Origin of the sequence: Halomonas piscis, from assembly GCF_031886125.1 — a bacterium.
In the GTDB taxonomy this organism is placed as follows: domain Bacteria; phylum Pseudomonadota; class Gammaproteobacteria; order Pseudomonadales; family Halomonadaceae; genus Vreelandella; species Vreelandella piscis.
Genome location: NZ_CP119391.1, coordinates 1,954,119 through 1,973,407, shown reverse-complemented (window position 1 = coordinate 1,973,407; position 19,289 = coordinate 1,954,119). Strand labels below are relative to the sequence as shown.

The following is a 19,289-nucleotide window of genomic DNA, read 5'->3' as shown; positions in this document are numbered from 1 at the left end:
TGACTGCAGTTTATAACAAGTGTGGCGCTAACCATACTTTCGTGGCTTGCTAATTTATATTCAAGCTGCTTCGGTCCTCTGATGGTCACTCCTCTTTGGTATAGCTATGTCGAAGCCTCATGCGAGGCCCTGCATGGCAAGCCTCCAGCGCCAATGGGGGGATACATAGGTGGGACAAATTGGTCCAGCGAATGCTACGATGCACGCTGAATACGAGGTTAGTCTGAAAGGTTATCATTTTCCAACAAAACAATAGGTTACGTTGTCCAAACCTTCCGGAAGGGAGCAACGGTAGTGATGGATGCGTGTGCCGGGATGTGGCTTTTGGGGCCGCCTCCATTTCGGCCCCTTCCTTTCCTCAGCCCCTTTTCGCTGCCCGGGTTCCATCCTTTCGTTGCAGCTTTGCTGTGACTGCCTTCCCTGGGCCAACTCTGTGTCAAACGCTTGTCCTTGCCTTCGGGCGCTGTCCCGCGTCGCTAGCCTACTTCAGCGCGTTCTCTGCCACCGACTCGAAATCGGCTTCGAGCGCTTCGGCAGCCTCGGCCAGCGCGTCGCCGCCTTCTTCCATGTAGGGCTCATACACGGACGTCGGTAGCTTGTAGGACAGCGTGGCGGTGCCGTCGGGGGCTTCGGTGACGTACATGCGGATCGGCGCTTCGATCATTGCCGCGGTCGAGGCGTGCAGAATGGTCACGGCATAGTCGTTGTTGAAAAGGCCGATGACGCGATTGCCGGGAATGTCGACGCCGCGATCGGCGGCGGCCTGGGTCGGGCCGGCCTCGGTGACGACGCCGAGGTCGCTTTCGTCGGCGGCCGCCTTGACGCTGTCGACCAGCGCGGAGTAGGACATTTCGCTTTGGTGCACGGCCCAGCCGTCACGGTCCTCGACGGTGGGCAGGGCTTCCTGCGCCCAGGCAGCGGATGCGAAAAGAAGAGCGCCGCCGAGAAGGCCGGCTGACATGACGTTGCGCATGGCAGAACTCCTTGAGAAGCGGGCCTAGAGAATCTCCACGCCCTCGCATTTGTAGTGGCCGATAAAAGTGTCTTCCTGAAGCACGTTACCGTCAAGGTCGAAGCAGAATAGCCAGGTTTCGGTATGATCGCCGATTTCGACGCTCTTCAGGCCAATGCATTCGTCGGTGCGGCCGGGGACCAGCTTGAAGGAAGACACGCCGCGTTCGGGCACGCGCTCGCCTATCTCAAGCGTTTCCATCTCGCTGAAATCCGCATTTGCCATCACCAGGGTATTGCCACCGCGCTCTCGCTCGTCCACGTCCTCCACGAACGGCGTCGCGGAAATTTTGCGCGGGAAGAAAATCCAGCAGCGGCGATACGGGTGCCATTCTGCTGCCTCGTGAGTGACATAGCCCTGCTCGCCCACGCCCAGGGCTTCGCGAATGCGCTGATAGTGACGCTGCCAGTCAACGCTTTCCAGGGTGTATTGGCGATCGAGAAGCTTGATCCACGCTTCCTGGGCGTTCTTGCCGTGGCTGCCGACAACCATTCGGTCGTCCTTCAGGGTGGCCCATTCGCTCTTGAAGCCCTTGAATTTTTCGTCGCCGCTGCCCGTCATGAGAATGTGGCGGGGCACCAGCTGGTTCTTGTGACGAATCTCGCAGACCAGGCCGGTACGATCGTCAAAGGTGATCAGCCGTTCGCCGAACAGCACCAGTTCGGAAAATTCGGCGCCGCGGCCGCTTTCCGCAATCAGACTGATCAGCTGATGTTCGCCGCCTTCCTCGCGGGGAATCTCCGCCATGCGATAGCGTACCCGGCCGCTGGCCGGGTCCAGGTCGCGGTAGAGCCTGTCGTAGCGCAGCGTGGACTGCCAGGCGATCTGGCCGTCCTCGAGCTCTATCTGGGAAGCGTGGTCTTCGTCGGTGATGATGGCGAGCGTATATTCGTCAGTCGTTTCGTCATAGCGCTCAAGTCGTTGTCGATCCAGCTGCTTTGCGGGCATGGGGCGTCTCCTGTTAGCGATGCTCAGGCCGTGTCGTCGGCGATGGCAGCGTACTCGTCCAGACAGTCCGGGTTGCGCAGCGAGCCGCTGTTTTTCACCGGCTTGCCGGTGACCAGCTGCAGCACGGCCTTTTCCACTTTCTTGCCGTTGAAGGTATAGGGAACTTCCGTGACCGCAAAGATGCGCTTGGGGACATGGCGCGGCGAGGCCTCGGCGCGCAGGCGCTGGCGGATGGTATCGCGCAGGGCGTCGTCGAGCGTGCCACCGCCGGCGGGCACGACAAACAGCCACAGGTCCATGTTGCCGTCACCGGTAGGGTAGCCGACCACGACCGAGTCATCGACGCCGTCCAGGGCTTCGACGACGCGATAGATTTCCGACGGCCCCATGCGTACCCCGCCGGGTTTCAGCATGGTGTCGCTGCGCCCGGTGATCACCACGCCGCCGGTGGGCCGCATTTCGCCCACGTCGCCGTGGGTCCAGACGTCGTCGCGGTCGCTGAAGTAGGTGTCCAGATAGCGCTGGCGGCCGTTTTCTCCCCAGAAGGCCAGCGGCATGGAAGGGAAGGGCTCGGTGCAGACGATATCTCCCTCGCGGCCGAAGACGGGGATATCGCGCTCGTCGACCACCGCCATGGCCATGCCGAGCCCGGGGCCCTGGATTTCGCCCCGGTATACCGGCTCTGCCGGATTGCCCATGACAAAGCAGCCGAGGATTTCGGTGCCGCCGGAAATGGAGGCCAGGCAGAGATCGGCCGACACGGCGTCGTAGACCCAGTCAAAGAGGTTGGCCGTCAGCGGCGCGCCGGAGGTGAGGATCATGCGCAGCGCCGATAGGTCGTGGGTTTCCCCCGGGCGGTAGCCACCGTCCATCATCAGCTTCAGGTACTGCGGGCTGGTGCCAAAGTGGGTGGCGCCGGTCGCGGCGGCCAAACGCCAGAGCAGGTCGGTGTCGGTGTTCCCCTCGGCGTCGATTTTGGGCACCGCGGCGCCGTCGTAAAGCACCAGCGCGGCGCCGCTTGCCAGGGTGGTGATCATCCAGTTGTACATCATCCAGGCGGTGGAGGTGTAATAGAGCACGCGGTCGCCGGGGCCGATGTCGCAGTGCAGCATGTGCTCCTTGCGGTGCTCGATCAGCGTGCCGCCGGTGCTGTGCACGATGCACTTGGGCAGCCCGGTAGTGCCCGAGGTATAGATGATGCAGAGCGGGTGGTTGAAGTCGAAACGCGGATAGTCCGGCACCTCGGCGCTGCCGGCGGCAAGCTCGCCCAGCCGGGAAACGCCCGCCGGCGCGGCGTCGAGGTCATCGTCATTGGTCAGCAGCACCTGCTCGACGCCAAGCGTCCTGGCCACGGTGCCGATGCGCTCGCCAAGCTCGTGGGTTCTGCCGTTGTAGCGGTAGCGGGATACCGCCACGAGGATCTTGGGCGCGATCTGGCCGAAGCGGTCGAGCACCCCGGAGACGCCGAATTCCGGCGCGTACACCGACCAGATGGCGCCGATCGACGCCGTGGCCAGCACCATCACCAGGGTGTCCAGAGTGTTGGGCATCAGCCCCGCCACCCGGTCGTTTTCTTCCACGCCGAGGCGGCGCAGCGCCTGCTGGGCGCCGGCGACCCGGGCGCGCAGCTCGGCCAGGGTGACCTCGTTGCCAAGGCCGCGCTCGTCGGTTTCGATAACGGCCACGCTGTCGGGATCGCCGGCGAGCATGTTCTCGGCAAAGTTGATCGTCGCGCCGTCAAAAAAGCGCGCTTCCATCATGCGTTTGCCGCCTGGCGCGGTCAGCACCCGGTTGTAGGCGCTCGCCCTGAGCTGGGCAAAGTCCCAGAATTCGGCCCAGAAATCTTCCAGGCAGGCGACCGAGTAGCGATGCAGGTCCGCGTAGCCGGCGTTGTCCAGCCCCACTTGCCGGGCGAAGCGCATCATCTGGGTGGCCTGGCGCTGGCGCTTGGAGGGTGCCCAGCAGCGGGTTGGGGCGATATCGGTATAGCTCATGGTGCTCCCTCATGTGGGTGAATGGAGAAACGCGGCAGCGGCTGCTACCGGGCTGACCGGGTGTGCTCCGGCAGGCCCGCCGCCAGGGGTATGCTGATCAACCCGCCGATCAGGGCGACCCACAGCGGTGCTTCCGGCCCCCAGTGGGCGGCCACCGGCCCCAGAACCATGACGCCCAGCGCCGCCAGGCCGTTGGACAGGCCCAGCGCCAGCCCGGACCCCAGCGAGCGGTTTTCCGGGAGAATATCCTGGGCGATGAGAACGCTCAGCGGCAGCGTGGCAAAGAGGCTGATGCCCAGGATGCCGAGCACCAGCCACAGCCAGCCGCCGCTGGCCAGCAGGAAAGCGCCGAGCATCAGGGTGGCCAGGCACATGGCAGCAATCAGCAGCGGCCGGCGGCCGACTTTGTCAGACAGGTGGCCGCCGCCCACGTTGCCGATCACGCCGACCACCAGCATGACCGTGATAAAGCTGGCGCCGGTGGTCAGCGAACCGCCGGTCTGCGCCCAGGCCACGGGGACAAAGGTGATGATTGAAAAGATCATCAGCGAGCGCAGGGTGGAAAAGGCGGTAAGCCGGGTGATCGGGCCGGCGTGCTGGCGCCAGGCGATCGGCGTGGCTTTGGCGGTGCGCGCCGGCAGCCGCGGGGCGAACTGCAAGAGCAGCGGCAGCGTAAAGAGCGCCGGCAGCGCGAGGACCCACAGATAGCCAAGCCCCCACTGCACCACCACCCAGCTGGCGATGGCCGGCCACACCCCGCGGCCCACTTCGCCGCCGACCATGAAGACCGACATGGCCATGCCCGGGCGGTTGCCGCCCAGATGGCGGATGCCGGCCAGCGCCTGGGGGTGAAAAAACGAGTTGGCGATACCGATCAGCGCCAGCACCCCGAGTAACGCCCAGAAGTGGCTGACAAAGCCGATCAGCGCGCCGCCCAGCGACGAGCCGGCCAGGCCCAGCACCACCATGATGCGCCCGCCCACGCGGTCGGCCAGCAGGCCTACCAGCGGCTGCAGCGCCTGGCCCATCAGCAGCGCGGCCATGATGGTGCCCGACAGCGCCACCGACAGGTTCAGCGACACCAGGATCGCCGGGAGCACGCCGGGCAAATAGTTGGCCGCACCGTCGTTGAGAAAGTGCGCCCAGCTCATGCCCGCCAGGCGCCGGGGCCGGGGAGTGGCGGAATCGGGGGAGGGAGCAGGAGCCATGGACTATCTCCAGAGATGACCGCCGGGGCGGCTACAGCAGCCGATCGCGTACCGCTTCCATGGCGGGGTCGCCGTCGCGGGTGGTAACGCCGTCAAGCCATTCGGCGACGGTATCCTCGTGGGCGGTGATCCACTCGCCGGCGACCTCTTCGGCACCGCGCTCCTCACGCGAGTAGGCGTTGACCCATTCGCTTTGTACCTCGCTGCCTACGACAAACTGCTCGAAGAAGCGCGCGACGTTGGGATCCAGCTCCTCGAGGTCGGCGCGCACTACCGTGGCCACGTGGCCTTCCAGCTCGGCGGCGCCGGAATTGTCGGCATCCTCGAGGTAGTGCATGTCGTAGGCCACGTTCATCCAGTGCGGCTGCCAGCCGATGAAGGCGGCCCATTCGTCCTTCTCGACCTTCTGGCCCACCTGGGCCAGCATGGCCGAGGCGCTGGATTCCTGCAGCTGCCAGTCGCCGAGTCCGAAGCGGCCTTCGTCGATGACGCTGAGAACGGCGTCGTTGATGCCCGAACCGGCCTCAATGCCGTAGATGCGGCTGCCGAAGCGATCCGCATGCTCGTCAAGGTCGGTGATGCTGCGCACGCCCGCCTGCCAGGCGTTGTCGGTGACGGCGATGCCGGTGATCGCCGACGGGATGTTGTCGACAATCTCGATGACCGAGCCTTCCTCGAGCAGCGGCGCCAGCATGTCCCGCTCCTGGGGATACCAGCCGGCCAGATAGGCTTCGAGGTCGCCCTGGGAGAGGGCGTTGAGGATCACGCTGACGGCCAGCTGGCGCTGCTGGGTGTCGTAGCCGAGCGCCTCGAGAAGCTGGCTGGCGACTTCGCTCTTGACCGTAATGCCCGGCCAGGGAGGAACGCCGAAGCGCACTTCGTCCAGGGTGCTTGTCTCGTCCGAGGCGGCCTGGGCGACAGGCACTGCCAGCAGGGCGAGAAGGCCAGTCGAGAGGACGCCGTTCATCAGCGGGCGTCGTTGGGCGGAAGTCAGAGTCATAGCGATGCCTCGCGTGGGTAAAATGAATCCCCTAGCCTGCATGAAGCTGGGTGAAAATGCCATGGCTTGACTGTGCCCGGCGGCGTATCGCCGCCGGGCGGGGCCAGCCGCAGGCTGGTTAAAGGTCGGCCTTGACCGCCGGCCAGGCCGGGTCGCCGTCGCGTGTCGTCACGTCTTCCAGCATGGCTTGGACGCGCTCAGGGTGATCCTGTAGCCATTCCCGGGCGACAGCGTCCGGGGCGCGTTCCTTTTGTCCGAACTCGTTGATCATCCAGCTCTGCTCCTCGGCGGAGAAGGTGAAACCGTCAAAAAAGTCGACCAGGTTGGGGTGAGCGTCGGCATAGGGCGTGCGCATCAACGTCAGTACCTGGCTTTCGCCGTTGTTCTCGCCGAACAGGTCCTTGGGGTCATCGAGATAGCGCATGTCAAAGTCGAGGTTCATCCAGTGGGGGCGCCAGCCGACCCAGACAATGGGCTCTTCGCGTTCGATGGCGTTGCGCGCCGCGCCGAGCATGGCCACTACGCTGGTATCCATTATCTGCCAGTCGCCGAGCCCCCAGGCGTCGTTGTCGATGGCCTTGTCGAGCACCTGGCTGGCAGCCGAGCCGGCACCAAAGCTGTGGATCTTGCCGTCAAAGAGATCCCGATTCTCGTCCAGATCGGCGAAGCTCTGGATGCCCTGATCGTAGAGGTAGTCGGGCACGACCAGCGTCATCTGGGCGCCGTCGACGTTATTGACCACGGTGGTGATCGCGCCGCTTTCGTCGAGCGGCGTATAGAGCGGCTCCTGGGCGGGCAGCCAGCCACCCAGAAACACGTCCATGTCGCCGCTGTCGAGCCCCTGGTAGATGATCTGGATACCTACTTCCTGGGCGTTGACGCTATAGCCCATCGGCTCAAGAAGCTGGCTGGCGATTGCGGTCTTGACGGTGATGCCGGGCCAGGCGGGCACGCCGATGTCGACGGTGCCGTCATCGCTTTGGGCCGGGCCGGCGAGGCCCAGCGTCAGGGGGAGGGACATTAGGGTAGCGGTCAGGGGAATACGCATTCACATACCTTGGTTGAATAGAGGGAAGAAGAGAGCCCGCCAGGGAGAAGCGGGCGAGCGCTGGCCTTACGCCTGGCGCGCCAGCACCCGCCAGCGGGACTCCAGCAGGTCAAGATCCAGGTAGGTGCCCTGGAGGTGCCGCCGGCCGCTTTCCGGATTGAAGGCCTTGCGCCCGTGGAGCATGCGGCGGTTGTCGAAGGCGACCATTTGCCCGGGGGCCAGGGAAAACTCTAGCTGCTGGTCGGGCTCGTGCACCAGGTGCCAGAACTCGCGGTAGGCCTGATACCAGGCGTCGGCCTGCTCCGGGGGCAGGTGCAGGGTGTCGCGAATCCAGTTGTTGAAGCGCACCTCGAGCAGGTTGCCCCCGGCGTCCAGCGTGAGGATGGGCGCCCGCCAGACAATGTCGTGGTCCTCGTCCTGGAAACGAAAGTCGATGGGCGTTTCGCTGAGCATCCGGAACGCTTCCGGCGAGCGCTCGCGGAGCGTCCGGGCAGCGGCAAAGCCGTCGCTGAAGGTGGATTCGCCGCCGTCGGCGTCGTTTTCCAGGCAGTAGAGCAGCTGAATGTCCGGCGGCTGGCGCCAGTTGGGCAGGTCCGTATGCGGCGCCAGGCCGATCGCCGTATAGGCGGCGTTGTTGGGGTTGGGCTTGGAGCGCACGTCGAACCGCGCGCCGAAGTTGGTCGGGCGCAGCGGGCCGATGCGCTCGGCCAGGCGGCTGACCTCTTCGTCGGCCAGGGGGCCGTTTTTCAGCAGAACCAGGCCGTCGCGCAGCAGGGCACCAAGCCAGGCGCGCTCGCCGTCGGCGCTGCCGACAAAGTCGGCGTGGTCGACGCTTGCCGGCTGAAAGCCGTCGGCCCAGGGACGGCGCGCGGGGAGCGTATCGCCCGGCGCCTGGCCGGGACGGCGCTGGTAGAGCCAGCCGGCGTCGAAGCGGCTCTGGTGGTCGTCAGCCCAGCCCAGTTCAAGGTTGCCCTCGATCAGCCGTGCCCGGGGCGCGTGCACGGGAGGCTCGAGGGGAATCGTCAGCCGCTCTCGGGTCTTGGCGTGCCGGCACTCGGCGCAGGGGCAGTGATCGCGCAGCCAGGTCAGGGAAAAGGCCGCCTGCTCGCCGCTTTCCCAGGTCAGGGTGAGACGATCGCTGTCGGGCTCGGCGCGCTTGAGGGCGGGCCCACCGGCGTAATCGCTCAGCTCGCCCATGGGCAGAACGGGGCGCTGTTCGGCGGTGTCGGTCATGGTGTCTCCTTGGTGACGTCTTGACTACCCGACAAGGATGGCGGTTGCCCGGCGCCGTCACAAACGATTAATCTGACCGCTATGACCCGATATAACTTATGCCGAGCTTTTTCATGAGCGCGCTGCCGCCGCTGATATGGCTACAGGCCTTCGAGTCTGCCGCCCGCACGCTGAGCTTTACCGCGGCCGGCCAGGAGCTGGGGGTGACCCAGGCGGCCATCAGCCAGCGCGTGCGCCTGCTCGAGGATCGCCTGGGCCAGCGGCTCTTTGTCCGTCACCCGCGCAGCCTGAGCCTGACCCCGGCAGGGCAGGCGTGGCTGCCAAGCCTGCAGGACGGTTTTGCCCGGCTGACCGAAGGCACCCGAGAAGTGTTTGGCGACGCCAGCGATGCGCCGGTTACCCTGCGCACCACGCCGGTGGTGCAGCAGAACTGGCTGGCACCGCGACTGCCCGCCTTCAGGCGGCAGCACCCCGAGGTGGCGCTGCGCCTCGTCAGCGCCATCTGGCCGGACGATTTCGGCCCCGAGGGCGCCGATCTGGAGATACGCTATGGTGAAGGTGCCTGGCCCGGCATGGAGGCGCTGCCGCTTGGCGGCGAAACCCTGCTGCCGGTGTGCGCCCCGGCGCTGGCCGAGACGATCGCGCGGCCGGAAGATCTGGCGGCGCACACCCTGCTGCACGCGGCGGGGTTTGCCGTCGGCTGGCCCAGCTGGCTGGATGCCGTGGGGGCGCCGGCGCTTTCCTCGCGCTGCGCGCCGCTGATCTGCGATACTCAGACGATGACGCTGGCGCTTGCGGCCCAGGGGGAGGGCGTCGCTCTGACCCATCATCGCCTGGTGGAACACCGCCAGGATCTGGCGATTGCGCTCGACCGGCCGATAGAAAGCGACGAAGGCTTCTGGCTGGTGCGCCCGGTGCGCCCGCGGGCGCAACCGGAGGCCGCGCTGCTCTGGGACTGGCTCAAGGACCGGCTCGGCGCGTCCAGTCTGGGAGAGTAAAGGCGAAGCGAACCGGGGGAAATCATGGCAGAGAAGCAGCAACAGACGCAGCAGAGCGGTGCCGTACGGCCGGTGCCGGCCGTTATCTCGGTGGTGGTCAAGGGCGAATCCGTGCTGCTGGTCAAGCGCTCAAAGCCGCCGGATGCGGGCCGCTGGGGCTTTCCCGGAGGCAAGATCGAGCCGGGGGAAACGGTGCACGAGGCCGCGGTGCGCGAGCTTTGCGAAGAAACCGGGCTGAGCGCCGCCGCCGAGCGCGTGCTCACCGCCCTCGACGTGCTCGACCGCGATGCCGGCGCCGTACTCAAGCACCACTTCGTACTCATCGCCGTGCTCTGCCGCGACCCCGAAGGTAGCCTCGTCGCCGCCAGCGATGCCCTGGACGCCCGCTGGTTCCGTCTCGACGAGATCGAAAACCCTGCCCTTGCCACCAGCGCCAGCGTGATCGATCTGGCCCGGGAAGCGGTGGCGGGCTAGCGCAGCTGGCTGTCTTTACTGGCCCGCCGGTTGATGCCGCTCGAAGCGGTCTGGCGCTTTTCCGCTTCGGCCTGGCAGTGAATGCACAGCTGTACGCCGGGGATGGCTTCGCGTCGCGCCTGGGGTATCGGCGCGTCGCACTCTTCGCAAAACTCTGCCGAGTCGCCGGCGTGCAGACCGCTTCTGGCACGCTCCACGGCGTCTTCAACGCTTGCGTCAATCTGATCCTGTACGGCGCCGTCGCGCGCCCAGCCGCCTGCCATTGTCAGCACCTGAACGTTGTGAGCTTTACGTTGATGATACCTGCTATCGCCCGCTTTGTGCACGGGGCGATGCTTGCTGCCGGGCGCGGGCGGAAGCAAGCCGCCAGAAACAGGAATGCCACCCGCAGGTGGCATTCGTCGTTTCTGTCAGCTGTCCGGTATCAGTTGCCGGGTTGGCTGCTCTGTTGCTGTTTGGCGTATGCCTGCGCCGGCTCCTGAAGCTCGGGCAGGTAGCGGTAGCGCTCTTCGCCAAGTTCCGGCACGCGCTGGCGCTCCATGCGGCGAATCGCGCCGTGCATCCAGACCAGCGATACCGCTACCAGCAGAAACAGCACCATGTAAGAGCTGGTCCAGATGCCGGTCAGGTCGAGCACGGCGCCGAACAGAATCGGCAGGAAAAAGCCGCCAAGCCCGCCGATCATGCCTACCAGGCCGCCCACCGAGCCGACGTTGTGCGGGTAGTAGACGGGGATGTGCTTGTAGACCGCGGCCTTGCCCAGCGACATGAAAAAGCCCAGCAGCATGGTCAGCATCACCACGCCCCACAGCGGCATCGCCAGGGAGAAGGCGATTTCGCCTTCCTTGCCCTGGACCACATAGCGCGTCTCGGGGTAGGCGAGCAAAAACAAACAGATCAGCGAGGCAATGAACGTCAGGTACATGATGGCGCGCGCGCCGTAGCGGTCCGACAGCCAGCCGCCGAGAGCGCGGAAGACGCTGGCGGGAAGAGAGTAGAGGGCCGTCAGGGTGCCCGCCAGGGCGATACTGATGTCGTAGGCCCCGACGTAATAGCGCGGCAGGTAGGAGGCGAGCGCCACGAAAGCGCCAAAGACGAAGAAATAGTAGAGGGAAAAGCGCCACACCTGGATATGCTTGAGCGGTTCCAGCTGCGCCCGGGCAGAGGTCGCTTTACCGCCTTCGCCGCGCCGGGTGCGCGTTAGCGGATCCTCCTGGGTGAAGAGCCAGAAGACGACGGCCATCACCGCCAGCACCGCGGCATAGACCACCGCGGTACGTTCCCAGCCTACTGCCAGCAGCAGAAAGGGAGCGGCAAAATTGGTCACCGCCGCCCCGGCATTGCCGGCGCCGAAGATACCCAGCGCCGTGCCCTGCGCTTCTTTTTCGAACCAGTAGGAAGTGTAGGCAATGCCGACGATGAAAGAGCCCCCGGCCAGGCCCACGCCGAGAGCGGCGACCAGGAACATGGCGTAGGATTCGACGTAGGAGAGTAAAAAAACACAGGCGGCCGTGACCAGCATCAGCAGGCTGAAGACGCGCCGTCCGCCCAGCTGTTCGGTCCAGATCCCCAGGAAAATGCGGCTGACGGAGCCGGTCAGCACCGGCGTGGCCACCAGAATACCGAACTGGGTCTCGTTGAGCCCCAGATCCTGTTTGATCTGCACGCCGATGATGGAAAAGATGGTCCAGACCGCAAAGCAGACCGTGAACGCCAGCGTGCTGAACGACAGAGCTCGGTACTGCTGGGGCCGGGTGACCCCTTCGAGATGTTTCATGTTGTCCCTCCATGGGTGGCGACTGTGGATGCCTGTTTCAGTCTGGCGTGGCCTCGCCGGGCGTTATTGATACACATCAAGCGTTTGTCGCAGCTACCTCTGAAGCGTCGGGCGGCTATCCCTTGCGGGGTAGCGCTGCCTACCCCCTGGCGGCCAAGCCCGGGGAAAGCGCTCGGCGCGCCAGCTTTACGGGTTTTTGACGTAGGCATTTTTACGCAGGTAGAACCACCAGTTGATCACCAGGCAGGCGGCGTAGAAGGCAGCAAAGCCGTACATGGCGAGCTCCGGCGTGCCGGCCTTGATCTGGTCGCCGATGACCCGAGGGGCGATGAAGGCGCCGTAGGCGGCGATGGCCGACGTCCAGCCGAGCACCGGGCCTTTCTGGGCGGCGTCGAAGATTACCCCGATGCTGCGGAAGGTGGAGCCGTTGCCGATGCCGCTGGCGGCAAACAGCACGATGAACAGGGCAAGGAAGGCCCAGAAGTAGGGGTTGGGGTCGGTGGCGTTGTAGGCCAGCATCATCACGTAGCCGGTAGCCACGGAGGCCAGCACCATCACTACCGAAATGATCTGGGTGACGATGGCGCCGCCGAACCTGTCGGCGATCCAGCCGCCCACCGGGCGGATCAGCGCGCCGACGAAGGCGCCGATCCACGACCAGGTCAGGGCGCTGGGGGCGTCAGGGTTGGCAATGCGGGTGACGCTGCCGTCGGCGGCGACGTCCATCATGCTGCCGAAGATGATGTTGATGGAAAGCGGCAGCGCGGCGGAGAAGCCGATAAAGGAGCCGAAGGTGGCGGTGTAGATAATCGTCATCGCCCAGGTGTGAGAGTTGCCGAAAATCCGGTACTGGTTGCGGATGGCGGGTTTGAGCGTGCCGGGAAGCAGCAGCAAAAGGCCCAGGGTGAGCAGAATGGTCAGCGGCAGCGCCAGCCACATGTTGATCCAGTCAAGCGCTATCACGCCGGCAAGCGTCGCCACCATGCCCAGCGCGTAGAGCCCCAGAATCTTGCCAAAGGCCGCCGCGGGGTTGCCGGTCTGGGGGGAGAGCGTCTTGAGGTTGTTCATGCCGAACCAGCCGGCGAAGGCCAGCGGAATCAAAAACAGCATCCAGACCAAGCCGGCGTTCTGGATCCAGGTATCGGTGCCGGCATCGATGCGGCCGATCAGCGTTCCGCTGGCGCTTTCCAGGGCCATGGGGCCGCCGGCCAGAGAGCCGAACAGCCCTACGGTCATCACCAGCGGCACCAGGATCTGCATGGTAGTGACGCCGAAGTTGCCAAGGCCCGCGTTCATGCCCAGCGCATAGCCCTGCTGCTTTTTGGGGAAGAAGCCGGAGATGTTGCTCATGGAGCAGGCGAAATTGCCGCCGCCGATGCCCGAGAGCAGCGCCAGCGCCTGGAAGATCCAGAACGGCGTGCCCGGATTCATCAGCGCCACGCCGGTTCCCAGCGCCGGGATCATCAAAAGAGCGGTAGTCAGAAAGATGGTGTTGCGTCCGCCGGCGACGCGGATCATGAAGGAGGCGGGAATACGCAGCGTAGCGCCGGCGAGCCCGGCAATGGCGGTGAGCGAGAAAAGCTGGTCGACGCTGAAGTCAAAGCCCAGGTTTTGCATCTGGGTGGTGATCATGCCCCACATCATCCATACCGCAAACCCGAGCAGCAGGCTGGGGATGGAGATCCACAGGTTGCGGGTGGCAACGGTTTTGCCGTCTTTTTCCCAGAAGTCGGGATTTTCGATATCCCAGCGGTCGATATCGGCGTTTTTTCTGGTCATGGCATCTCCCCTTGGACGCAGTTACCGCAAAAAGCAGCGCTACGGGGAAGATACGCATTGCCGGGACGGGAATAAACGGGGGGCTGGCGCGCACCGCGCCCGCATGCTACCTCTTTAGGGGTAGTGTTGATCCTGGCTAACTTACTGTTTTTACATTTTTTATAGCACAATACCGAGGCCGGTAGCGGTTTGTCGGCTACCACCCGGTTCTTTGGTGGTAACTGCCGGGAACGCGCATTTTAATGATCTGGCGCAAGTCCCTGCTGCACGGCCCAGACCGCGGCTTCGACCCGGGAGCGCAGCCGGAGCTTTTTCAGCAGGTGCTTGACGTGGACCTTGACCGTGCCCTCGGTGATTTCCAGCTTGCGGGCGATCAGCTTGTTGGACATGCCGGCGGCGAGTTCCTGAAGGATTTCGCGCTCGCGCCGGGTAAGGACGTCCAGGCTGGGAGCGGTCTCGGCGTGGCGCTGGCTGCGCAGGGCCCGGGCCAGCAGGCTGGTCAGGTCGTCGCTGATGGCCATGCGGCCCAGCGTTGCCTGGCGCAGCTGGTGGACAAGCGCTTCCGGCTCCATGTCCTTGAGCAGGTAGCCGTCGGCGCCGCTGCGCAGGGCATCGACCACGTTGTCCTTCTGGTCGGATACCGTGTACATGATGATGCGGCCGGCAAAGCCGCCGTCGCGCAGCTGCTTGAGAAGCTCCAGCCCGTCAATGTCAGGCATGTTCAGGTCCAGCAGGAGCATGTCGGGCTCCTGGGCAAGGGCCTGCTCCAGCCCCTCCCGGGGGGAGCCGGTGTCGAACACCAGCGACAGATCCTCTTCGATTTCCAGTAGCTGGCGAACGCCGCGGCGCAGCAGCGGGTGATCGTCGATCACCATGATGGTGGCGGGGGATTCGGTGCCGACAGTGGTCATGTTCACAAACTCTCTTCTTTAATCAATCGATCAGCTTGGGGGGTCATGTCAAGATGCACCTCGGTACCGCCGCCCGGGCGGTTGTGCAGGTCAAGTCGGGCATCAATATGCCGCGCTCGGTCGCGCATGATGACCAGTCCGTAGTGCATGGGGGGCGAATCATCGTGGGCAAGTCCGATACCGTCGTCCTCGATAGCCAGCTGCAGGCGTGCCTGGCGGAAAGTGAGGCTGACGCGCGCCCAGTGGGCGTGGGCATGCTTAACGGTATTGGCAAGCGCCTCGCGGGTGATTTGCAGCAAGTGCACCTCTTCGTTGGCGCTGAGCAGGTGAGGGGGCACCTGGTAGACCAGCTCGATGGGAAACCCCAGGCGCTCGCTGAACTCTTCCACGGTCTGCTCCAGAGCCGGCTGGAGGCCGGACTTGTCCAGCGACAGGCGGAAGGTGGTCAGAAGCTCGCGCAGCTGGCGATAGGCGCTGTTAAGCCCTTCGCGCAGATCGCCAATCACCTGGGTCTGGCGCTCGGCGGGCAGCCCCTTGGCCTGCATGCGTTCGAGCCTGGCGACCTGCATCTTGAGGTAGGACAGCGACTGGGCCAGCGAATCGTGAAGCTCCCGGGCAATAATCGTGCGCTCCTTGATCAGCGATAGCTGCTGCTGCTCCTCGATGCGCTGTTCCAGATAGATGGCGGTGGCCAGCTGGTCGGCCAGGGTATTCAGCAGCCGGTGCGTAGACGGGCCGGGGGCTTCCAGATAGCTCACGGTGAGATATCCAAGGGTCAGATGGCCGGCCACCATGGGCAGCACCAGCGCCCGGGCGTTGGCATCCACCAGGGGAATATGCCGATCCCGGGAAGCGGCGTCGTCGGTGCCCAGGCAGGCAAAGCAGTCAAGATCCCGGCAGTAAAGAGGGCGCTCCGGCGAATGGGTGGCGAGAATCTCCATGTCGGTTCCGTCGTGCTCGTTGTGCAGCGACAGTACGATGGGACCGATGTTGAGCACGTTTTCCAGCCGGCGCAGCATCGGCGCGGCGCTGGCGCACAGGTCGTTGCCGCCGCCGTACAGGGCGTGACTGCTGTCGTGGATGATTTGCAGGGCACGGTTGTGGCGCTCAAGCTCGGCGGTTTTTTGCGCCACCCGGTCTTCCAGCGCCTGGTAGCTGGCGTCCAGCTCGGCGGCCATGTGATCCAGAGTCCGCCCCAGCTTGCCTATCTCGTTGCGGCTGGTGAAATGGCTGCGGCCGTCGAAGCGGCGCTGGCTGAACTGGCGGCTGAGCGCCATCAGCCGGCGCACCGGGCGAGCCAGGCTGCGCTGCATGTCGACCAGGGCCACCACCAGCAGCAGAGCGATCAGGCCAAGAAACAGCACTTGAATGCTGCTCATCAGGCCGATCCGGGATTCGGTGGTGCGGGCGCGCAGCGTAACGAAGCGATCCACTTCGCGGATATAGGCGTTGAGTCGAGCCGTGGCCCGGGCCTGCTGCTCCCGGCCGGCGTTTTCCGCGGCGTCCACGGCGGGGACGACATGGCGGTGAAAGCGGTCGCGGAGCCGCTCAAGGGCGGCGTTGATATCATTGGCGGCCTGGCGGCCGATGACGCCGTAGTGTGAGCGGGCCTCAAGGGTCGAGCTTTCCAGCCGCTTTTCCAGCGCCAGTACCCGATCCAGCGGTTCGGCGTCAGCAAGGCTCAGGGCGTGGATGATGCGGGCGCCGGCCAGGCGCAGCGCGCCGGCTTCGTTGATGGCCGCGGCGTTGCCCTGGGTGCTGTTGGCCATGATCACGGTCAGCCCGATGCTGGCGAGTGCCAGGCCGCTGATCAGCACCAGATAAGCGACAATGCGCGCAACAAGCGAATGCCGTAAAGCGTTCATGCAGCTCCCGTAAGCGAAACAATACCGAGGTAAGATGCGGCGAGTGGATCTTTCCCCGGCTACGGGCAGTGTATTACGTCTTTGGAGGTATAAGAAGTGGTCAGGCTACCTCTTTGAGCGGATAGCCCCGGTGGCGCGGCAGGCGTCATGAGACGTTGGTGGCGGGGATTCTCAACAGCCGGGCAAGCTCGGCGTTGCGGCCGTCGAGCATGTCGGCCAGGGTGTATTGGTCGAGCACGCCGAGAAAGGCGTTCAGGGCCTCGGCAAGGATCGGCTGCAGGCGGCAGTGGGGGGTGATCACGCAGGCGTTGTCTTCGCGAAAGCATTCGACCAGCGCCATTTCCTGCTCGGTATCGCGGACCAGCGCGCCCAGGTTGATGCTGGAGGGAGGCCGGTTGAGCAACAGCCCGCCGTGCTTGCCGCGCATGGCTTTCAGGTAGCCTTTCTGGTTCAGCTCCTGGACCACCTTCATCAGGTGGTTGCGCGAAATGTCGAACGTCCCGGCGACTTCGCTGATGGTCGAGCGCGCCTCCCCCTTGGTGGCCAGATAAAGCAGCACGCGAACGGAATAGTCGGTAAATCGCGTCAAATGCATAAGATATCGCCTGAAAGCCCTTTCCTCCATTGTACGAGCTTTGCGCTATTTTGCTAGGGCCTGTTGACGTTTCATGGCAGGGGTATTGGCAGGATAGGGGCAAGCTCGCAGAATAAAGGTTCCTACACCAACAAACTGCAAGCCTGCCATGCCCCGACAAATGCTCACGGATGAACACTGGTCGAAGCTGAAACCTATCCTGCTTCAACAAGGTATTTATGACAAGGCCGACTTGCGTACCACGATAGAAGGCATCCTTTATCGGATGCGCACCGGCTGCCCGTGGCGGGACCTACCGGAGACGTTTGGCCCCTGGAACACGGTCTACAAGCGTTTTAACGCCTGGTCAGCGAGTGGAAAGCTGATGAGGCTTTTCAGCTCTCTGGTGGAGGAGCCTGATGTTGAGTGGCTGTTCATTGATGGCTCCTACGTCAAGGCCCACCAGGACAGCACCGGAGCTGCCACGGAAGACGCAGAAGCCATTGGCAAAAGTCGTGCAGGCAATACCAGCAAGATCCACTTGACCGTAGATGCCTATGGGCTACCGATCACCTTCAGAATAACCGGGGGTGAGGTGCACGACAGCACGGAAGCCCGGGCATTGATTGACGATTTGCCAGCGGGTGATGCATTGGTGGCTGACAAGGGCTATGACAGCGAGCGTATCCGTGGACAGATCGAAGCCAAGGGCATGGCTGCCGTCATTCCACGCAAACGCAACTCAAAGAAAGGAAATGCCAATCTGGACAGAGGCTTATATCGCTATCGGCATCTGGTTGAGAATGCCTTTGCTCGATTGAAGCCGTATCGCGCCATCGCAACGCGTTACGACAAGCTCAAGCGAAACTACGAAAGCATGGTGGCCTTGGCCTGCGGCTTTTTATGGCTGCCCATGTGAAACGTCAACACGCCCTAACGTCAAAGGGCGGCACAAGCGCCGCCGAGCGGCGGTGAATTGTCGCGGCGCAATTGTGGTGGGCGGCCATGCTTGGTATATTAAAGATGTATTTTATATGCATCTTATGGCGTTCCCCCCCGCCTTGAGATGAGCGGTAGCACAGCATGCCCGTAACCCAGGCTTTTGAGTGCACTATGCGCCTGAAAGCAACATACGCTTGACCCAAGAGGTAGCCATGCTCACGCAGGCACAGGAACAGATTATCGAGACCACCGCCCCCGTGGTCGCCGAACACCTCGACGCCATTACCCAGCGCTTTTATCCCCTGATGTTCGAGCGCTACCCCGAGGTAGCGTCGCTGTTCAACCAGGCCCACCAGCAGGACGGCGGGCAGCCCCGGGCGCTGGCCAGCGCCATTCTGGCCTATGTGCAGCTGCGCCAGACCCCGGAAACCGCGCGCGCCACTCTGGAAACCGTGGTCAACAAGCACGTTTCGCTGGATATCCAGCCCGAACAGTACCCCATTGTGGGCGAGTGCCTGATGGCGGCCATCGCCGAGGTGCTGGGCGACGCCGTCACCCCCGAAGTGGCCGATGCCTGGACGGCGCTTTACAACGAGCTTGCCGGGCTTTTGATCGAGCTTGAGGAGCAGCGCTATCAGCAGTTTGAAAATCGCCCCGGCGGCTGGCGCGGCACCCGGCGGTTCCGGATAGCGGCGACGCACCAGGAAAGCCGGGTCATCCGTTCGTTTATCCTCGAACCCGAAGACGGCGGTCCGGTGGCCGAGCACCTGCCGGGCCAGTATATCGGTGTGCGGCTCGAAATCGACGGCAAGCCGGTGTATCGCCATTACAGCCTGTCCGATGTTCCCAACGGCAAGAGCTACCGGCTGTCGATCAAGCGCGAGTCCCAGGGCCTTGCCAGCCGCCATTTCCATGATCGCCTGGACGTCGGCGACAGCATCGAGCTGCTGCCGCCCGCTGGCGAGCTGACCCTGGCCCGGGGCGACGAGCCGCTGCTGCTGATCAGCGGCGGGGTGGGCCAGACGCCGCTTCTGCCCATGGCGCGCCAGGCGCTGGCCGAAGGGCGCCATGTAACCTACGTACACGCCGCCATTGACGCCGAGCACCACGCCTTTGCCGAGGCGCTGGAAAGCCTGGCACGCCAGCATCCGCAGACGCTGACCACCGTCACCGTTCATGAGCAGGGCGAGGCGGCGGACTACCAGGGCCGAGTGAACCAGGCGCTGCTGGAAGCCTGTCTACCCGACAGCGCGCGCTGCTACTTTGTTGGCCCCCACGGCTTCATGGACGCGGTGAACCAGGGGCTTGCGCACCTGGGCGTGCCGGAAACCCACCGCCACTATGAATACTTCGGCCCCGCCAAGGCGCTAAGCGCCGCCTAGTCGACGCCCGCGCGATACGCCGCGGATCCGCCAGTCGCAAGCACGGCCTCACCCCCTATCTCCTTGGTGGTAGGGGGTGAGTTTATAGAGGTAACCGGGCAGAAATCAGCCGCTCAATCCGGCAAAATCGATCTCCAGATACCT

Annotated in this window: 17 protein-coding genes; 4 read left to right on the top strand and 13 right to left on the bottom strand. The window is 64.2% G+C overall.

All coding sequences use genetic code 11. The annotated features are described in order from the left end of the window. Positions 1-481: 481 nt before the first annotated feature. The 7 genes from P1P91_RS09255 to P1P91_RS09225 all read right to left on the bottom strand — a co-directional run bounded on the left by P1P91_RS09255 (position 482) and on the right by P1P91_RS09225 (position 8,443). Entirely contained in the window at positions 482-973 is a 492-nt protein-coding gene (locus P1P91_RS09255; protein WP_311882155.1) for a DUF302 domain-containing protein, read from the bottom strand. Positions 974-997: 24 nt separating this feature from the next. Further along, positions 998-1,960, bottom strand: a complete 963-nt coding sequence (locus P1P91_RS09250) for a hypothetical protein (protein ID WP_311882153.1) — start codon at positions 1,958-1,960, stop codon at positions 998-1,000. A 23-nt stretch (positions 1,961-1,983) separates the two neighbouring features. Then, positions 1,984-3,954 carry an acetoacetate--CoA ligase gene (locus P1P91_RS09245; protein WP_311882151.1) on the bottom strand — a complete coding sequence of 657 codons (1,971 nt, stop codon included), beginning with the start codon at positions 3,952-3,954 and terminating at the stop codon, positions 1,984-1,986. Positions 3,955-3,998: 44 nt separating this feature from the next. Then, entirely contained in the window at positions 3,999-5,162 is a 1,164-nt protein-coding gene (locus P1P91_RS09240; protein WP_311882148.1) for an MFS transporter, read from the bottom strand. A 31-nt stretch (positions 5,163-5,193) separates the two neighbouring features. After that, on the bottom strand, positions 5,194-6,162 hold the full coding sequence (locus P1P91_RS09235) for an ABC transporter substrate-binding protein (RefSeq protein ID WP_311882145.1): 969 nt from the start codon (positions 6,160-6,162) through the stop codon (positions 5,194-5,196). Between the two features lie 118 nt (positions 6,163-6,280). Then, positions 6,281-7,183 (bottom strand): ABC transporter substrate-binding protein, encoded by a 903-nt coding sequence (locus tag P1P91_RS09230; RefSeq protein ID WP_311882144.1) that lies wholly within the window; start codon positions 7,181-7,183, stop codon positions 6,281-6,283. Between the two features lie 93 nt (positions 7,184-7,276). Then, entirely contained in the window at positions 7,277-8,443 is a 1,167-nt protein-coding gene (locus P1P91_RS09225) for a TauD/TfdA family dioxygenase (protein ID WP_311882140.1), read from the bottom strand. A 98-nt stretch (positions 8,444-8,541) separates the two neighbouring features. On the opposite strand from P1P91_RS09225, the gene P1P91_RS09220 reads away from it, so the two are divergent. Together P1P91_RS09220 and P1P91_RS09215 are read left to right on the top strand one after the other, a co-directional pair. Beyond that, positions 8,542-9,441, top strand: coding sequence for a LysR substrate-binding domain-containing protein (locus P1P91_RS09220; RefSeq protein WP_407650525.1), 900 nt, complete (start codon positions 8,542-8,544; stop codon positions 9,439-9,441). Positions 9,442-9,465: 24 nt separating this feature from the next. Then, on the top strand, positions 9,466-9,915 hold the full coding sequence (locus P1P91_RS09215; RefSeq protein WP_311882138.1) for an NUDIX hydrolase: 450 nt from the start codon (positions 9,466-9,468) through the stop codon (positions 9,913-9,915). Here P1P91_RS09215 and P1P91_RS09210 read toward each other — a convergent pair. The 6 genes from P1P91_RS09210 to P1P91_RS09185 form a co-directional block, all read right to left on the bottom strand. Continuing rightward, entirely contained in the window at positions 9,912-10,178 is a 267-nt protein-coding gene (locus P1P91_RS09210) for a DksA/TraR family C4-type zinc finger protein (protein ID WP_311882136.1), read from the bottom strand. The genes P1P91_RS09215 and P1P91_RS09210 overlap by 4 nt on opposite strands. 161 nt (positions 10,179-10,339) lie before the next feature. Continuing rightward, positions 10,340-11,692 (bottom strand): MFS transporter, encoded by a 1,353-nt coding sequence (locus P1P91_RS09205; RefSeq protein WP_311882134.1) that lies wholly within the window; start codon positions 11,690-11,692, stop codon positions 10,340-10,342. A gap of 186 nt (positions 11,693-11,878) precedes the next feature. Beyond that, positions 11,879-13,471, bottom strand: coding sequence for an MFS transporter (locus P1P91_RS09200; protein WP_311882132.1), 1,593 nt, complete (start codon positions 13,469-13,471; stop codon positions 11,879-11,881). A 239-nt stretch (positions 13,472-13,710) separates the two neighbouring features. Next, on the bottom strand, positions 13,711-14,382 hold the full coding sequence (narL, locus tag P1P91_RS09195) for a two-component system response regulator NarL (RefSeq protein WP_311882131.1): 672 nt from the start codon (positions 14,380-14,382) through the stop codon (positions 13,711-13,713). Between the two features lie 2 nt (positions 14,383-14,384). After that, the gene (locus P1P91_RS09190; protein ID WP_311882130.1) at positions 14,385-16,247 is read right to left on the bottom strand and encodes a histidine kinase; all 1,863 of its coding nucleotides are present in this window, start codon (positions 16,245-16,247) and stop codon (positions 14,385-14,387) included. Between the two features lie 145 nt (positions 16,248-16,392). Beyond that, complete coding sequence (locus P1P91_RS09185) at positions 16,393-16,842, bottom strand: Rrf2 family transcriptional regulator (RefSeq protein WP_311882128.1); 450 nt, start codon at positions 16,840-16,842, stop codon at positions 16,393-16,395. 148 nt (positions 16,843-16,990) lie between these two features. On the opposite strand from P1P91_RS09185, the gene P1P91_RS09180 reads away from it, so the two are divergent. Both P1P91_RS09180 and hmpA read left to right on the top strand, forming a co-directional pair. Beyond that, positions 16,991-17,740 carry an IS5 family transposase gene (locus tag P1P91_RS09180; protein ID WP_311882126.1) on the top strand — a complete coding sequence of 250 codons (750 nt, stop codon included), beginning with the start codon at positions 16,991-16,993 and terminating at the stop codon, positions 17,738-17,740. Positions 17,741-17,975: 235 nt separating this feature from the next. Then, positions 17,976-19,145, top strand: a complete 1,170-nt coding sequence (gene hmpA, locus P1P91_RS09175) for an NO-inducible flavohemoprotein (protein WP_311882123.1) — start codon at positions 17,976-17,978, stop codon at positions 19,143-19,145. Positions 19,146-19,289: the final 144 nt, after the last annotated feature.

What these genes read in the sequence shown, in the direction of transcription:
- P1P91_RS09255 (WP_311882155.1), bottom strand. Translation starts at nt 973, where the DNA reads ATGCGCAACGTCATGTCAGCCGGCCTTCTCGGCGGCGCTCTTCTTTTC.
- P1P91_RS09250 (WP_311882153.1), bottom strand. Translation starts at nt 1,960, where the DNA reads ATGCCCGCAAAGCAGCTGGATCGACAACGACTTGAGCGCTATGACGAA.
- P1P91_RS09245 (WP_311882151.1), bottom strand. Translation starts at nt 3,954, where the DNA reads ATGAGCTATACCGATATCGCCCCAACCCGCTGCTGGGCACCCTCCAAG.
- P1P91_RS09240 (WP_311882148.1), bottom strand. Translation starts at nt 5,162, where the DNA reads ATGGCTCCTGCTCCCTCCCCCGATTCCGCCACTCCCCGGCCCCGGCGC.
- P1P91_RS09235 (WP_311882145.1), bottom strand. Translation starts at nt 6,162, where the DNA reads ATGACTCTGACTTCCGCCCAACGACGCCCGCTGATGAACGGCGTCCTC.
- P1P91_RS09230 (WP_311882144.1), bottom strand. Translation starts at nt 7,183, where the DNA reads ATGTCCCTCCCCCTGACGCTGGGCCTCGCCGGCCCGGCCCAAAGCGAT.
- P1P91_RS09225 (WP_311882140.1), bottom strand. Translation starts at nt 8,443, where the DNA reads ATGACCGACACCGCCGAACAGCGCCCCGTTCTGCCCATGGGCGAGCTG.
- P1P91_RS09220 (WP_407650525.1), top strand. Translation starts at nt 8,542, where the DNA reads ATGCCGAGCTTTTTCATGAGCGCGCTGCCGCCGCTGATATGGCTACAG.
- P1P91_RS09215 (WP_311882138.1), top strand. Translation starts at nt 9,466, where the DNA reads ATGGCAGAGAAGCAGCAACAGACGCAGCAGAGCGGTGCCGTACGGCCG.
- P1P91_RS09210 (WP_311882136.1), bottom strand. Translation starts at nt 10,178, where the DNA reads ATGGCAGGCGGCTGGGCGCGCGACGGCGCCGTACAGGATCAGATTGAC.
- P1P91_RS09205 (WP_311882134.1), bottom strand. Translation starts at nt 11,692, where the DNA reads ATGAAACATCTCGAAGGGGTCACCCGGCCCCAGCAGTACCGAGCTCTG.
- P1P91_RS09200 (WP_311882132.1), bottom strand. Translation starts at nt 13,471, where the DNA reads ATGACCAGAAAAAACGCCGATATCGACCGCTGGGATATCGAAAATCCC.
- narL (WP_311882131.1), bottom strand. Translation starts at nt 14,382, where the DNA reads ATGACCACTGTCGGCACCGAATCCCCCGCCACCATCATGGTGATCGAC.
- P1P91_RS09190 (WP_311882130.1), bottom strand. Translation starts at nt 16,247, where the DNA reads ATGAACGCTTTACGGCATTCGCTTGTTGCGCGCATTGTCGCTTATCTG.
- P1P91_RS09185 (WP_311882128.1), bottom strand. Translation starts at nt 16,842, where the DNA reads ATGCATTTGACGCGATTTACCGACTATTCCGTTCGCGTGCTGCTTTAT.
- P1P91_RS09180 (WP_311882126.1), top strand. Translation starts at nt 16,991, where the DNA reads ATGCCCCGACAAATGCTCACGGATGAACACTGGTCGAAGCTGAAACCT.
- hmpA (WP_311882123.1), top strand. Translation starts at nt 17,976, where the DNA reads ATGCTCACGCAGGCACAGGAACAGATTATCGAGACCACCGCCCCCGTG.